The sequence below is a fragment of the Agromyces flavus genome (genome assembly GCF_900104685.1).
Classification (GTDB): Bacteria; Actinomycetota; Actinomycetes; order Actinomycetales; family Microbacteriaceae; genus Agromyces; species Agromyces flavus.
Window position 1 is genome coordinate 2,112,617 of sequence record NZ_LT629755.1, and the last position, 14,920, is coordinate 2,127,536.

The 14,920-nt window shown below is 70.8% G+C and carries 14 protein-coding genes and 1 pseudogene; 7 read left to right on the forward strand and 8 right to left on the reverse strand.

Annotation, left to right across the window (positions count from 1 at the left end; genetic code table 11):
* Window positions 1–33: 33 nt before the first annotated feature.
* The 3 genes from BLT99_RS09900 to BLT99_RS09910 all read left to right on the forward strand — a co-directional run bounded on the left by BLT99_RS09900 (window position 34) and on the right by BLT99_RS09910 (window position 1,704).
* Window positions 34–756, forward strand: coding sequence for a polysaccharide deacetylase family protein (locus BLT99_RS09900; RefSeq protein WP_229724318.1), 723 nt, complete (start codon window positions 34–36; stop codon window positions 754–756).
* Between the two features lie 83 nt (window positions 757–839).
* Window positions 840–1,244: a RidA family protein gene (locus BLT99_RS09905; protein WP_092676033.1), complete on the forward strand. Its 405-nt coding sequence runs from the start codon at window positions 840–842 to the stop codon at window positions 1,242–1,244.
* A 154-nt stretch (window positions 1,245–1,398) separates the two neighbouring features.
* Window positions 1,399–1,704, forward strand: coding sequence for an SRPBCC family protein (locus tag BLT99_RS09910; RefSeq protein ID WP_092671686.1), 306 nt, complete (start codon window positions 1,399–1,401; stop codon window positions 1,702–1,704).
* Window positions 1,705–1,720: 16 nt separating this feature from the next.
* On the opposite strand, the gene BLT99_RS09915 is transcribed toward BLT99_RS09910, so the two are convergent.
* Window positions 1,721–2,227, reverse strand: a complete 507-nt coding sequence (locus BLT99_RS09915; RefSeq protein ID WP_092671689.1) for a MarR family winged helix-turn-helix transcriptional regulator — start codon at window positions 2,225–2,227, stop codon at window positions 1,721–1,723.
* Between the two features lie 147 nt (window positions 2,228–2,374).
* Here BLT99_RS09915 and BLT99_RS09920 point away from each other — a divergent pair, with 147 nt between their 5' ends.
* The 4 genes from BLT99_RS09920 (at window position 2,375) to BLT99_RS09935 (ending at window position 6,266) form a co-directional block, all read left to right on the forward strand.
* Window positions 2,375–3,649 carry an MFS transporter gene (locus tag BLT99_RS09920; RefSeq protein ID WP_092671693.1) on the forward strand — a complete coding sequence of 425 codons (1,275 nt, stop codon included), beginning with the start codon at window positions 2,375–2,377 and terminating at the stop codon, window positions 3,647–3,649.
* Between the two features lie 85 nt (window positions 3,650–3,734).
* A complete protein-coding gene (locus BLT99_RS09925) occupies window positions 3,735–3,923 on the forward strand; it encodes a hypothetical protein (protein WP_092671696.1) in 189 nt (62 codons plus the stop codon).
* Window positions 3,924–3,970: 47 nt separating this feature from the next.
* Window positions 3,971–5,356 carry an NAD(P)-binding protein gene (locus BLT99_RS09930; RefSeq protein WP_166670884.1) on the forward strand — a complete coding sequence of 462 codons (1,386 nt, stop codon included), beginning with the start codon at window positions 3,971–3,973 and terminating at the stop codon, window positions 5,354–5,356.
* A gap of 88 nt (window positions 5,357–5,444) precedes the next feature.
* Window positions 5,445–6,266, forward strand: coding sequence for an MBL fold metallo-hydrolase (locus tag BLT99_RS09935; protein ID WP_092671699.1), 822 nt, complete (start codon window positions 5,445–5,447; stop codon window positions 6,264–6,266).
* Window positions 6,267–6,272: 6 nt separating this feature from the next.
* Here BLT99_RS09935 and BLT99_RS09940 read toward each other — a convergent pair whose 3' ends face one another.
* The 7 genes and pseudogenes from BLT99_RS09940 to BLT99_RS09970 form a co-directional block, all read right to left on the reverse strand.
* Complete coding sequence (locus tag BLT99_RS09940; protein ID WP_092671703.1) at window positions 6,273–7,310, reverse strand: LacI family DNA-binding transcriptional regulator; 1,038 nt, start codon at window positions 7,308–7,310, stop codon at window positions 6,273–6,275.
* A gap of 57 nt (window positions 7,311–7,367) precedes the next feature.
* Window positions 7,368–8,093, reverse strand: coding sequence for a DUF4232 domain-containing protein (locus BLT99_RS09945; RefSeq protein WP_133988476.1), 726 nt, complete (start codon window positions 8,091–8,093; stop codon window positions 7,368–7,370).
* A gap of 153 nt (window positions 8,094–8,246) precedes the next feature.
* Window positions 8,247–10,339, reverse strand: a pseudogene (gene yicI / locus BLT99_RS09950) (alpha-xylosidase); the annotation flags it as partial.
* The gene (locus tag BLT99_RS09955) at window positions 10,339–11,280 is read right to left on the reverse strand and encodes a carbohydrate ABC transporter permease (protein WP_092671709.1); all 942 of its coding nucleotides are present in this window, start codon (window positions 11,278–11,280) and stop codon (window positions 10,339–10,341) included. The gene BLT99_RS09955 and the pseudogene yicI, both read right to left, overlap by 1 nt.
* The gene (locus tag BLT99_RS09960) at window positions 11,277–12,284 is read right to left on the reverse strand and encodes a carbohydrate ABC transporter permease (protein WP_092671712.1); all 1,008 of its coding nucleotides are present in this window, start codon (window positions 12,282–12,284) and stop codon (window positions 11,277–11,279) included. Before BLT99_RS09960 ends, BLT99_RS09955 begins: the two co-directional genes overlap by 4 nt.
* 111 nt (window positions 12,285–12,395) lie before the next feature.
* Entirely contained in the window at window positions 12,396–13,688 is a 1,293-nt protein-coding gene (locus tag BLT99_RS09965) for an ABC transporter substrate-binding protein (RefSeq protein WP_092671715.1), read from the reverse strand.
* Window positions 13,689–13,826: 138 nt separating this feature from the next.
* Window positions 13,827–14,846, reverse strand: coding sequence for a LacI family DNA-binding transcriptional regulator (locus tag BLT99_RS09970; RefSeq protein ID WP_092671718.1), 1,020 nt, complete (start codon window positions 14,844–14,846; stop codon window positions 13,827–13,829).
* Window positions 14,847–14,920: the final 74 nt, after the last annotated feature.

Consider the following 14,920-nt stretch of genomic DNA (forward strand, 5'->3'; position numbering starts at 1 on the left):
GACCTGCTCATCACGACCGAGGACGGAGGCAGCGTGCCGGATCCCGACTTCGTGCCGGGCGGCGCGATCGACCCGGTCGCCACGCCCGTCGGCCTCGCCGAGGGCAGCGGCGACGTGGCGGCCCTCACGTTCGACGACGGGCCGAACCCGGGGACCACGCCGGCCCTGCTGGACTTCCTGGCGGAGCACGACCTGAAGGCGGTGTTCTGCGTCATCGGGCAGAACATCACGGCGCCCGGCGGTGCCGACATCCTGAAGCGGATCGTCGCCGACGGCCACGTGCTCTGCAACCACTCGACGTGCTACGCCGATATGGGCTCGTGGTCGGCGGAGCAGGTCGAGTCCGTCCTGAAGGCCGACCTCCAGATCATCCGCACGGCGCTCGGCAACCCCGACCAAGCCGTGCCGTTCTGGCGCGCACCCGATGGCAGCTGGGGCGTCACCCCCGCCGTCGCGGTCTCGCTCGGCATGCAGCCCCTCGCGGTCGTGAACACGATCGACGACTGGGCGACGCAGGATGTCGCGACGCTGACGGAGAACCTCCGCGCAGCGATGAAGCCCGGTGAGGTCGTGCTCGCACACGACGGCGGCGGTGACCGGTCCGGCACGCTCGCGGCGGTCGAGATCGTCGTCACCGAACGGCTCGCGGACGGCTGGACCTTCACGTTCCCCGAGGGCACGCCGCGCGCGGGCGGCGCGGTCGTCATCGACTCCGATTTCGAGAGCGGGCTCGACGGCGGAAGCGGAGCGTCGTGATCATGTGGAGCGATCGGCCGCCCTGCCGTCTGGCGGCATGTCGGGCGTCTGCGGAAGACTCACCGTGGATGAAGGGAACGAACATGACGACGCACGTGACCCCGGTCGACCCCGAGCAGCTGCACCGCAGTCCGGCCTTCGCGCAGGGCATGATCGCGCCGGCGGGGCCACTGCTCTTCGTCGGCGGTCAGAACGGCACCGATGCCTCCGGCGAGCTGCTCGAGGGCCTGGGCCCGCAGACCGAGCAGGCGCTGCGCAACGTCCTCGCGGTGCTCGCCGAGGCGGGCTCCGGGCCCGAGCACGTCGTGAAGCTGAACATCCACCTCGCGCCGGGCATCGACCCCTCCGACGGCTACGCGGCCACGGGTTCCGTGTGGGGCGCGCATCGCACTGCGGTCACGGTGCTCACCGTGGCGCCCGCGCGCCCCGGCGCGCTCGTCGAGATCGACGCGATCGCCGCGATCCCGTCCGACGCCTCGGCCGAGTGATGCCGTCCCGCACCACGCTCCGCGACAGCTTCGACCTCCCGCTGTCGCGCAGTGCCGCATTCCGGCTGTTCACGGCTCGCGGCGAGCAGCTGTGGGTGCCCGGCTGGTCCCCGCGGTTCTTCGCCGACGTCGACGACGACTCGATCTCGGCACCGTGTGGCGCACCGACGACGACGAGGGCCGGGCGACCACGTGGATCGTGCTCGACGCCGACCCGCCGTCGCGCGTACGCTACGCCCGCGTGGCCGAGGGGTGGACCGCGGGTACCGCGGCCGTCGCACTGACCGAGACACCGAGCGGATGCCGCGTCACGGTCGAGTACGACCTCACGGCGATCCATCCGGATGCCGCGGCCGACCTCGATCGCTTCGCCGACGAGTACTCGACCTCTCTCGCCTCGTGGCAGTCCCTGATCGTCGACCACCTCGACGCCGGCGGAGCGATGCCCGACCCCGTCTGACCCCTGCGGTCGGGCGTCACGCCTCGACGTCGTCGAGCCGCGCGATCACGACCTCGAGCAGGCGGGCGAGTTCGCCGCGCTCGGCGTCCGAAAGGTCCTGGAGCACGTCCGACTCCACCACGTCGGACCCGCGGATCGCGAGGCTGAAGAACTCCCATCCCGCACTCGTGAGCCCGACGAGGATCCGCGTGCGGTTCTCGGCGTCGGGCGTGCGCTCGACGAGCCCGCGCTCGGCGAGCTTGTCGAGCCGATGCGTCATCGACGAGGGCGCCACGTTCGTGAGATCGGCGAGCTGGCTGGGCGTGAGGGGGCCGTCGGCCTTCGCGAGGGTGGCGACCACCGCCCACTCGCCGCCCGTGATGCCGAGGTCGGCGAGCTGTCGCGCGTACCACTGGTCGAGCTTGCGCGAGAGGCTCCCGATCGCGGTGATGACGCGCTGCACCGATTCCTCGCCGCCCGCCGCGACGTACGTCGCGACCGCTCGCCGGTGCTGCTCGGCCGCAGTCGGCCTCCGCTTCGCCATGCGGGAATTCTCGCACACCCGTTTCGGTTGCTAAGATTTCGATATCGAACTCTTCGACGCCGAAGCCGACATCCGCGTCGCCGACGTCGAGTTCCACGCGGCCGGGTCGGCCGCGACCTCCGTCGATCACCGGAAAGGGGTGCGCCCATGCGCGCGATGCTGCTCGTCCTCGCCTCGAGCATCGGTTCACTGGGCTGGGGCGGCGTGCTGCCCTACCAGTACGCCTATGCCGCCGACACGAGGGACTGGGGCGCACTCGTCGCCGCCGGGGCGGCGTCGCTGTTCTCCGTCGGCGCGCTCGTCGCGGCGCCGCTCGCAGGCCGGCTGAGCGACCGCTTCCCGCCCGTGCGCGTCGCGGTCCTCGCGCAGCTCATCGGCGCGGCCGGCGCGGCGTCGCTGATCCTCGCCGGCGACCCGGCGACGTTCCTCGCGGGCATGCTCGTGTTCGGGCTCGGCCTGTCGGCCGCCGCGCCGGCCAAGCAGGTGCTCGCGCTGCAGTGGTCGTCGAGCGACGACCGTCGCAAGGTGTTCGCCTACAAGTTCACGGGCGAGGCGCTCGGCATGGCGGCGGGCGCCTTCATCGCCGGCCAACTGGTCGACCTCGATCGCCCCGATGGATTGAACGTGGGCTTCCTCATGGCCGCGGCCGGCTTCGTCGTGTCGTCCGCGATCATCGCCCTCGCCGGGCGCGGCGCGGCCGTGCCGAGCGAGTTCACGGCCGATCCGACGGGCGCGATCGCGGCGATCGAGGGGCGCCCACGCGGCATCCTGCGGCTCATCTTCGCGAACCCGGCCCTGCGCTGGACGGCGATCGTCACCATCACGCTCGCGCTCGGCTTCTACGCGCAGTTCGAGTCGGGCCTGCCGGCGTACGGCATCACGGTGCTCGGCGTCGACCCGACCGCGATCGGGACCGCCGCGGCCGTGAACTGCATCGTGATCGTCGCCATCCAAGTGGTCGTCGTGCGCGTGACCGCGAAGCGCAGCGCACCCGTGCTGCTCATGGCGGTCGGCACGATCTGGGTGATCGCGTGGCTGGGGCTCTCGGCGGCGCAGTTCGCGCCCGGGGTCGCGTCGGCGATCTTCGTGATGACCTACGGCGTCTTCGCGGTCGGCGAGACGATCTACAGCCCGGTGCTGAACCCGCTCACCGCCTCGCTCGCGCCGAAGGGCAAGGTCGGCCAGACGCTCGGCGCGATGGCCGCGCTGCAGACCGCCTTCACCGCGGCCGGGCCGATGGTGGCGGGCGTGCTGCTCGGCGCGGACCTCGCCGACGGCTTCCTGCTCATGCACCTCGGGGTGAGCGCCCTCGCGGTGTTCGCGGCCTGGCGGGTGCACCGCGCGCTCGCGCCGGCACGCGCGGGATCGGCGCCCGAGCCGCCACTCACGCGACCGATCCCGGTCGCGGGTCCGGCCGCATGACCCGTCGACGATGCCGTTGAGGAGGAGCGGGTCTCGCCCAGTCGGGTGAGGCGCTGCTAGCCTCAGCGAAAAGCGAAGGCGGGGCATGGAGTTCATCGTCGGAGCGGTCATCGCCATCGTCCTCATCGCGGCACTCGCCGTGGTCCTGCTCCGACGCGACCGTGCGAACCGTTCAGGAGCCTCGGACACCCCGGCGGACGCCGCCCGGGCCGATGCGGAAGCCCGAGCGTACGGCGCCGGTGCGGCGCGGAACACCGGCACCGGCGCCATCTGACGCCGGAGCCGGTGGACGTCCCGCCCCGCGCGTGGTTCAGTGGTGCCGTGGCCCACGTGGTCCGGGCGGACTATCTCGTCGTGGGCGCCGGCGCCACCGGAATGGCGTTCACCGACGCCCTGATCGAGCACGCCGGCCGTGCGACCGTGGCACTCGTGGACCGTCGTCAGGGCGTGGGCGGCCATTGGCTCGAGGCATACCCGTTCGTGCGCCTGCATCAGGCCTCGGCCTTCTACGGCGTCGCATCGACGCTCCTCGGCGGTGGCCGCCTGCAACACCGCGGACCCGAGGCGGGTCTCCAGGAGCGCGCCACACGCGCCGAGATCTGTGCCTACTACGAGGACATCCTCGCCGACCGCCTGCTCGAGTCGGGCCGCGTCGAGTTCTTCCCGGGTTGCGACGTGCTCGACGACGGCCGCACGTTCGTCTCCCGGGTGTCGGGCGAGCGGTTCACCGTGTCTGAGCGATGCCGGGTCGTCGACGCCCATTACCTCGCCCCGGGCATCCCGGCCGAGCTGACGCCGCCGTTCGTCGTGGCCGACGACGCCCGGGTCGTGCCAGTCAACGAGCTGGCCCACCTCGACGAACCGGCGAGTCAGTACGTCATCGTCGGCTCGGGCAAGACCGCGACCGACGCGTGCGTGTGGCTGCTCGGACGCGGGGTCGATCCCGGTGCGATCTGCTGGGTGCGGCCACGCGACCCGTGGATGCTGAACCGCGCGGTCGTGCAGCCCGACCCGGCGATCTTCCTCGGCATGGTCGCCGACACGATGCAGGCGGCGGAGGCCGCTTCCTCCCTGTCCGACCTCTTCCTCAGGCTCGAGGACGCGGGCGTCATGCTGCGAATCGACAGGACCGTCGAGCCGACGATGGCGCGCACGCCGACGCTCGCGACGTGGGAGCTCGACCTGCTGCGTTCCATCGAGGACGTGCAGCGGCACGATCACCTCGCGGCGGTCGCGCGCGGTCGACTCGAGTTCGCAGACGGCGCGGTCGTGCGCGTCGCCGACGCCCTGGTGGTGCACTGCGCAGGCGAGGGGTTGCGAATGCGGCCGCTCATCCCCGTCTGGACGCCGGAGGCGATCACGCTCCAGCCGATCCGCTCGGGCTTCCCATGCTTCGGGGCGGCTCTCGTGGGCTTCGTCGAGGCGACGCGCGACGACGATCCCGAGAAGAACCGCCTGTGCCCGCCGTCTCCGTATCCCGACTCGACCGCCGAGTGGGCGCGGATGACGGTGATCGGCGCGCGCTCGGCCGCCTCATTCGCCTCCGAGCCCGACATCTCGGCCTGGGCGGATGGCGTCGCCCTCAACCCAGCGCGGATCCCGCCCGAGTCCCCGCGCACCACCGAGCTCGGCGACGCGCTCGATCGCCTGCAGGCCCACCGGTCGCAGGGGCTCGCGCGGCTCGCCGAGCTGGCCGGAATCGCGTGAACGTCCGATCCGGCCCGGATCGCTCGCGATCCGTCGTCGCTGGTACTACCGTCGCGAGCAGTGGCGCACCGCGGACGGGAGGCATTCCATGCTGAAGCAGATCGCCGAGGGCGTTCTCGTGCACGAGAGCGAGTTCATCCAGAGCAACTCCGTGATCGTCGAGGGTGCAGAGGGCGTGCTGGTCGTCGATCCCGGCATCACGAGCGGGGAGCTGGCGACCATCGCCGCCGACCTTCGCGACCTGGGCACGCCCGTCGCGGCAGGCTTCTCGACGCATCCGGACTGGGATCACGTGCTCTGGGTCGACGCCTTCGGCGGCGCGCCCCGCTACGGCACAGCCGGGTGCGCCGCCGCGCTCGAGCAGCTGCTCGCGCAGGACGACTGGAAGGAGCAGGTGGCCGAGGGGCTGCCACCCGAGTACGCCGAGGACATTCCGATGCACCTGCTCGGCCTCGTCACCGGCCTTCCCGCCGGCGCCACGCGGATCCCCTGGGGCGGACCCGAGGTCCGCATTCTCGAGCATCGGGCGCACGCCCCCGGCCATGCCGCGCTGCTGGTGGAGGAGCGAAGCGTGCTCGTGGCTGGCGACATGCTCTCGGACATCCTGATGCCCTTCCTCGACCTGCAGGCTGCGGATCCCATCGGTGACTACCTCGCCGCGCTGCGCCGGTTCGAGACCGTGGCCGACGACGTCGACGCCGTCGTTCCGGGTCATGGCTCGGTCGGCGGCGCCGAGGAGTTCCGCGCACGCATCGAGCTCGATCGCGCCTACGTGGAAGCCCTGCGCGACGGAGCGCAGCCCGACGACCCGCGGATCGCGCCGACGGGCCCGCTGTACTGGCTGGCCGACGTGCACGAGTGGCAGGTCGAGCGGATCAACGAACGGCGACAGACCGAGACGCCTCGATAGCGCGTCTCAGGCCGCCGCGGGCGGCGCCGTGCTCTCGCGCACGACGAGGCTCGTCGCGAGGTCCATGCGCGGCGTCGCGGCCCCCGGCCCGAGCGGCTCGTCGGCCAGACGGATCGCAAGGCGCGTCGCCTCCTCGCCCATGCGGCGCAGCGGCTGGTGCACGGTCGTGAGCTTGGGCGTCAGCCACGCGGCGAGCGGGATGTCGTCGTAGCCGACGACCGAGAGCTCCTCGGGCACGCGGATGCCGCGCTCTCGCGCCGCCTCGAGCACGCCGAGGGCCTGCATGTCGCTGCCCGCGAAGATCGCCGTCGGCCGCTCAGGACCGTCGAGCAACTCGCGCGCGCGGTCACGGCCACCCGACACGTGGAAGTCGCCGAAGCGGATCCACGACTCCTCGATCGGCAGTCCGGCCGAGTTCATCGCCGAGCGGTACCCGTCGATGCGCGCGAGCGAGCACATCATGTCGGCCGGGCCCGTGATCGCCGCGATGCGCTGATGGCCGAGCTCGATGAGGTGCCGGGTCGCGGCGAGCCCGCCCGACCAGTTCGCCGAGCCCACGGATGGCGCGTCCGCCGACGGATCGCCGGCCGGATCCACGATCACGAACGGGATGGCGCGCGCGTGCAGTTGCTCGCGGTACTCCGGTACCAGGTCGCTGAACACGAGCACGACGCCGACGGGCCGACGGCGCATGACGCCCTCGATCCAGTCGGGGTCGGGCGAGTGCCGGCTGCCGCTCACCGTCAGGACGACGGACAGCCCGTGCTGCTTCGCGACCGACTCCACGCCGTCGATGAGCTCCATCGACCAGATCGGGTCGAGCTCGTGGAAGACGAGTTCGATCAGCTCGGCGCGCGACTCCGAGCGTCCGTTGCCGCGCCGCCGGTAGCCCCGCTCGGCGAGCGCGTGCTCCACGCGCGCCCGCGTCGCGGCCGCGACATCCGCCCGGCCGTTGAGCACCTTCGAGATCGTCGACAGGGACACGCCCGCCTCGTGGGCGATCTCGGCGAGCGTCACGCGCTCCGTCGAGCCATCCGTTGACATGTTTCGAAGTCTAGTGGCGAAAATTGCGGCCGGATGTCGCAGGCGGCCCGAACCCGGTCATCGGGCGACCAGTGCGCCGACGGCCAGCGTCGACGTGCGGTCGGCGCACACCGGGATCGCCTGCGCGACCGAAACCCCCGGGCCTGCCCCGTCCGATCCGATGGTCGCGCGCAGCGTGGTCGACGTCGCCTCCGGGCAGCCCCAGGCACCGGGATTGGTGCCGTGCAACCGTGAGATCGCCACGCCGCCGTGAGCGTGCAGCACCACTGTCTGCCAGGTGTCGCCCTCGATGCGCGCGGGACCGCCGAGCTGCCCGCCCGACGCGTCCAGGGCGACGAGGCCCGGCCAGCCGGCGAACGAGCAGTCGCTCGCGGAGACGTTGGCGAAGACGAGGTCGGCCCAGAAGCTCCCGGCGCCGGAATCCTGCGGTCGAGCGCGGTACGCGAGTGTGAGTTGTTCGTCGGCGCATCGCGGAATGGGCGCCGGGTCGCCCGCGGCCGGCGGGCGGTCGGCGGGCGGCTCCGCGGCGCCCGCGGGCGCAGGCGATTCGACCTCGGGCTCGGCGTCGACCTGCTGCGCGCTACCGGCCCCGCCCGCAGCTGCCGCGTTCCGCGGATCCGGGCTCGGCTCCGTCAGCGGGGCGCTCCCTCGGTCGAGCGGCTCCGTCGAGCTCGCGGGTCGGGCGTTCGATGCGACCGGGTCGACGGATGCGGCGCACCCCCCGAGGACCACGCTGCAGACCGCGGCCAGGACGGCCGCTCGGACGACTGGGGGGTTCCACATCGCGAGCTCCACTCCGCCGCGCGCCACGTGCGGCTCTGCGCATGCTAGCCAGCGGGCATCGCCTGGCGCATGAGGGCTCGCCCTGATGCGCCGACCGCCGTGGATGGGTGACGGTCAGCCATGCACCTCACCGGCGGTGCCGTCGGTGTCGACGACCGGGATCACGGCCCCGGCCCGGATCCACAGCGGCACCGTCTCGAACCCGTGCCGCTCGCGGCGCCATTCGCCGCCCTCGATGGACTCGCGCGTGAACCAGTTCGTCCATCGCCCCTCGGGCAGGTAGTACTCGACGTCGCCCGACGCCGAGAACACCGGTGCGACCAGCAGATCCGGACCGAGCAGGTACTGCCGGTCGAGGAACGCGACCGCCGGGTCCGACGGGAATGCCAGCTGCATCGGCCGCATCACCGGCGTCCCCGTGCGATGCGCCTCCTCGCCCGCCGCGACGAGGTACGGCCGCAGCGACGCCTTCAGCTTCGCGAACGTGCGCGCCACCTCGACGGCCGACTGCCCCGGTGCCTCGTCGCCGGAGTCGAACGCCCACGGCACCCGGTAACTCGTCGAGCCGTGCAGCCGGGAGTGGCTCGAGAGCAGTCCGAACGCCAGCCAGCGCTTGAACACCGCCGGGTCGGGGCTTCCCTCGAAACCGCCGATGTCGTGGCTCCAGTAGCCGAAGCCGCTCATGGCGAGCGACAGGCCGCCGCGCAGGCTCTCGGCCATCGAGGTGAACGTCGACGAATTGTCGCCGCCCCAGTGCACGGGCATGGATTGGCCGCCGGCCGTCGCCGACCGCGCGAACAGCACAGCCTCGCCCTCGCCGCGCGACTCCTCGAGCACCGCGAAGACCGCGCGGTTGTACAGCTGGGTGTAGCGGTGGTGCATCGCCTCGGGATCGCTGCCATCGTGCCAGACGACATCCACGGGGATGCGCTCGCCGAAGTCGGTCTTGATCGCGTCCACGCCTTGGGCGATGAGCCCGCGGAGGTGCTCCTGGAACCAGCGCGTCGCCTCCGGGTTCGTGAAGTCGACGAGCGCCATGCCCGCCTGCCAGAGGTCCCACTGCCACACCGAGCCGTCGGCTCGGCGCACCAGGTAGCCCCGCTCGACGCCCTCGCGGAACAGCCGCGAACGCTGCGCGATGTACGGGTTCAGCCACGCGCTCACCCGCAGCCCGCGATCGTGCAACCGCGCGAGCATGCCCTCGGGGTCGGGGAACACCGCGGGATCCCACTGGAAGTCGGTCCAGTGGAACTCGCGCATCCAGAAGCAGTCGAAGTGGAACACCTCGAGCGGGATGTCGCGCTCGGCCATGCCGTCGATGAAGGCGTTGACGGTGGCCTCGTCGTAGTCGGTCGTGAAGCTCGTCGAGAGCCACAGTCCGTACGACCAGTCGGGCACGCGCGCCGGCCGGCCCGTGAGTCGCGTGTACCGGTCGAGCACCTCGGCGGGCGTGGGTCCGGCGATCACGAAGAACTCGAGGCACTCCCCGCGACGGAGAACTGCACCTGCTCGACGGCTTCGGACCCGACCTCGAACGACACGTGCCCGGCGTGGTTCACGAGAACGCCGTATCCGCGGTTCGTCAGGTAGAACGGCACGTTCTTGTACGACTGCTCGCTCGACGTGCCCCCGTCGGCGTTCCAGATGTCGACCGTCTGGCCGTTCTTCACGAGCGGGCCGAATCGCTCGCCGAGCCCGTACACGAGCTCGCCGACGCCGAGCGAGAGCTGCGCGTGCAGGTAGGCGGATGCCTCGGCGAGGCCCGTCGTCGTGATGCCCGTGACGCCCGTGGGCTCGGCGGCCACCGGCGCGCCGGGCGCGAGCCGCATGTACCCGACGGACTTGTGCCCGCTCGACGTGACCAGCGTGCCCGCGACATCCTCGAACGTCAGGTCCCACGGCGCCCCGCGCCGGATGTGGGCGCGCAGGGAGCCCGCGTCGACCACGCCGCCGCCGTCGTCCACCGAGAGCGACGCGCGGTACGCGTCATCCGCCTGGATCTCGAAGCCGACGTCGCGGGGCGTGCCGCAGTGGTGCTCGACGCGCACCCGGATCACGCCCTCCGCCGGACTTGACAGCGACACCGTGAGCATCGGCCGGTTCAGCGTGTCGCCACGCGTCGCGATGACCCGGGTCGGCGCCCACACGACCAGCTCGTCGCCCTCGACCGCGAGGTCCCGCCCCTCCTGGGCGTACAGGGCCTCGACACCCGGGCGAGTGTGCCAGAACCCGTCGGTGAACTTCATTACTTGACTGCTCCTGCCGTGATGCCCCGCGTGAGGGTGCGCTGGAAGATGAGAAAGAAGACGAGCGTGGGGATGAGCCCGAGCAGCGCCGACGCGCTCGTGGTCGTGACATCCATGAGCCGGTCGCCCTGCAGCACCGTGATCGCCACGGGCACCGTCTGGGTCGAGTTCGACACGAGGAAGGTCAGCGGGATCAGGAACTCGTTCCACGTCCAGATGAAGAAGAAGATCAGGAGCACCGAGAGGGTCGGCCGCGAGATCGGATAGACCACCCGCCACAGGATCTGCCAGCGCGAGGCGCCGTCGAGCGAGGCGGCCTCGAGCAGTTCCCTCGGGAACGTCGAGTACACCGACGCGAGCAGGTAGGTGCCGAAGGCCGACTGGATGACGGTGAAGATGATGATGACCGCCCATTGGCTGTCGTAGAGGCCCACCTGCTTGAACATGAAGTACAGCGGGTACAGCAGCACCTCCTGCGGCAGCATGTTCGCGAGGAGGATCACGACGACGATCCACAGCCGGCCCTTCACGCGTCCGATCCCGAGCGCGAACGCGTTCAGCATCGAGATGAGCACGGCGAACACCGCGACCAGGCCCGAGATGAACACGCTGTTCCAGAGCTTCTCGGGGAAGTCGACGCGCTCCCAGAACCTCACGATGCCGTCGAAGTAGAGCTGGGTCGGCAGGCTCAGCGGCCCCGACGTGTTGTAGTCGGCCGGCGACTTGAACGAGTTGATGAGGATCAGCAGGAACGGCACGGCGATGAAGAAGCCGAGCAGCACGGCGACGGCCAGGACGACCCAGTCACCGGCGGTGCGCCTCGCGTTGCCGGCGGGCCGGCGCGAACGCATGTCGCGACGGGGCCGACGTGCGGGCGTGTCATCGGTGGGCAGCTCGACGTCGCGCCGTTCGGGGTCGAGTTCCTGGACGATGGCGGTCATCGCGCCTCCTCCTTCTTCTCCATGCGGTGCTGGGCGAGGATGAACAGCACGCTGACGGCGGCGATCACGATCGTGAGCGCGGTCGCGATGGTCGCGCCGTAGCCGACCTGCTGGGACTGGAAGAACTCGCTGTACGCGTAGTACGCGGGCACGATCGTCGAGGTGCCGGGGCCACCGCCCGTGAGCGCATACACCGGCCCGAACACCTTCAGGGCCGCGATCGTGCACGTCAGGGTGACGACGAAGATCTCGGGGCGGATCATGCCGAGCGTGATCGCGCGGAACCGCTGGAACCAGTTCGCGCCGTCGAGCTCGGCGGCCTCGTACAGTTCGGGGTCGACGCGCTGCAGCGCGGCCATGAAGATCACGATCGGGTAGCCGAGCTGCACCCAGACCATGATCACCATGATGCTGGCGAGCGCGGTGTCGGGGCTGCCGAGCCAGTTGTGCGCGAGGTGGCCGAGGCCGATCGCCTCGAGCACCTGGTTCAGCGCGCCGTTCTTCGGCCGCAGGATCCAGCCGATCACGATCGCCGCGATGACCGCGGGGAGGATCTGCGGCAGGTAGTACGTGGCCCGAAGGAAGCTCGCCAGCTTGCCGCCGAACTTGCGGCCGATGAGGTCGAACAGCATCGCGGCGAGGAGCAGGCCGAGCAGCGTCGGGATGATGACCATCGCGAGGATCATCGCGATCGAGTTGGCGAAGCTCGTCCAGAACACCTCGTCGCCGAGGAGCTCGACCCAGTTCTCGAGGCCGATCCACTGCGGCGGTCGGATGCCGCGGTACTCGGTGAACGTCAGGTAGATGTTCCAGAGCAGCGGCACGATCACGATGATCGCGAGCAGTGCGAGTCCGGGAGCGAGGTAGAGCCAGTACGTGCCGCGACGTGCGCCCGGGATGAGTCCCTCCTCGGGCCCGCGCGGCCGGCGGCGGGGCGCGCGGCGGCCGGATGCGGCATCCGCCGCCTCGATCGTCGTCGCGGCCCTGGTGTCGAGGGCTGACATGGTGGTCCTTCCGGTGGTCCGTCCGGGTCGGGTGGGATGGTTCGGGGCATGGCCCCGAGGGCGGATGCCGCGGCGCACGCACTCGCCGCGGCATCCGGGTCGATCAGCCGGTCAGCCGATGATGTCGTCGACGCCCGACTGGTATTGCTCGCCGAGCTGCTCCTGCACCTCGGCCGGCGTCTTCGTGCCGTTGACCAGCTCCTGGAGGCCCGCGTTGAGCTCGTCGTAGAACGTCGGCGTGGGCCAGTCGGGGTAGAACGAGATGCCGTCCATGTCGTTGAGCGCGTTGAAGTTCGCGATGAGCTCCTTGGACTTCTCGTCGGTGATGTCGGCCTCGTCGGCCGCGACCGGCACGCCGCCGTTGTTGCCGAGCAGCGCCTGGATCTCGGGACGCATCGTGATGTCGATGAACTCGTAGGCGAGCTCCTTGTTCTTCGCGCGCTCGGGGACGACCCACATGTTGCCGGCGGAGCCCGGCGAGAGTTCGGCCTCCGGGAAGAGGAACGTGCCCCACTCGAAGTCGGTGATCTCGCTCTGGAAGCGGCCGTACCACCAGCTGCCCGAGTAGAAGATCGGCGCGTCGCCGCTGATGAAGCTGACGCCCGCGTCCTCGGCCTTGAGGCCCGAGGCATCCGTCGAGATGTACCCGGCGTCGACCCAGTCCTTGACGGTCTCGGTCGCGTACGAGATCTCGTCACCGGACCAGTCGACCGGGTTCTCATAGAGCTGGTAGTCGTTCACGAACTGCCGATCGGCCTCGGTGAGCGCGAGCTGATACCAGAGCTGGCCGAGCGGGTACTCGGCGGCCGACTCGGCGAGCGGCGTGGTGCCCTGGTCGGCGAACGTCTTCAGCACCGCCTCGAACTCGTCGAGCGTGGTGGGCACCTCGACGCCGGCCTCGGCGAACGCGTCCTTGTTGTAGTACACCTGCACGAACTCGCCGTAGTTGGGCACGCCGTACCAGCTGCCCGAGCCCATGATGCCGTTCTCGTCGTACCGCGCCGTCGTCTGCAGCGCAGGCGCCAGCTGGTCGCCCCAGCCGTACTCGTCGACGACGTCGTCGAGCGGCGTCAGCAGGCCCTCGCTCGAGAGCAGGCCGGCGGTCGCGTTGCCCTTGTTGTATTCGAGGATGTCGGGCGCCTCGTCGGAGTTCAGCACCTGGCTCGCCGTCGAGCGGATCTGCTCGAAGCTCTTCTCCTCGAATTCGACCGTGGCGCCGGTCTCCTCCTCGAAGATCTCGATGGCGCGATCCCAGGCGATGCCCATGGCCGAGTCGGCGCCCTCGTAGTGCCAGAGGCGGAGGGTGTCGTCGTCGCCGCCCGCGTCGCTCCCCGAGCAACCGCTGAGGATGAGCGCCGCGGCCGCGAGGGATGCGGCCGTGGCGAGGGTTCTGGTGTGCTTCATTGCTACCTCCTGGTGTGGGTGGTGCTGGGTTCCGTGGTGGTGGGGTGGGTGGTGGGTGTGGGATGTCGGGTCGGGTCGTGATGTCGTCGAAGCGCTTCGAAACGGGGCGAACGGATGCCGCGAGTCGACGCGAGCGCGTCAGCCGGCGCGGGGCGGCGGCGCGGTCGAACCGTGCTCGCGGTACTCCGGGGCGATCAGGCGGACGCCGGCCGGCACGTCCTCGCCCTCGACGAGGCGCATGGCGAGTTCGACCGCGAGCTCGCACGACGCGCTCGGCACGAGCGGGATCGAGTCGATCGGAGGCTGGAAGGCGGAGGTGTCGAAGGTGGCTCCGACGGAGACGATGGACACGTCCTCGGGCACGCGGCGGCCGAGCGTCGCGAGCTCGTCGAGCGCGACGGCGTGGCTCGTGTCGTCGCAGTGCAGCACGAGCGCGGTCGCGCCGCCCTCGACGAGGGCACGGACGGCGGCGCGAATAGGGGTGCGTCGCGGACCGTCGCCCTCCGGGAGGAGCGTTTCGAGCGCGAGACCGAGCTCGGCTGCACGCATCTCGATACCCTTTCGCACGCGCGGTGGGAAGTTCGACTTCTCGTACGAGGTCGGCGGGTGGCCGATGAAGCCGATCGAGCGATGGCCCAGCCCGGCGAGCCGATCGATCGCGAGCGCGGCGGCCGACTCGAAGTCGAGGTCGACGCACACGAGGCCCTCGTGGTCGTCGGGCACGCCGATGAAGACGGTCGGCAGCGAGATGCGCCGCGCCAGGGCGACGCGCTCGTCGTCGGGTGCCACGTCCAGGACGAGCACGCCGTCGGCCAGGCCGCTCGACGCGACCCGGCGCATGCCCGCCGACGCCTCCTCCTCGGTGAGGAGCAGGATGTCGTACTCGTACCTGCGTGCAGCGATCGAGGTCGCGAGCACGAACGCCATGTGGGCCGGCGCGTGGGTGTCGGCCCGGAACGGCTCCGTCAGCGCGAAGATCTGGGTCCGACGACCGGCGAGCATGCGGGCACCGGCGTTCGGACGGTAGTCCAGGGCGCGCGCCGCTTCCTCGATGCGGCGGCGCGTGTCGGGAGAGATCGAGCGCTTGCCGCTGAGTGCATACGACACGGTGCTGATGGACACGCCGGCGGCCTCGGCCACCTCGTGGATCTTCGCCATGTCGACTCCATCGTCTAAACGCTTCGATTGGGACTGACGGGGATGTTACGCAGGTGTCGAAGCGTTTCGCAAGT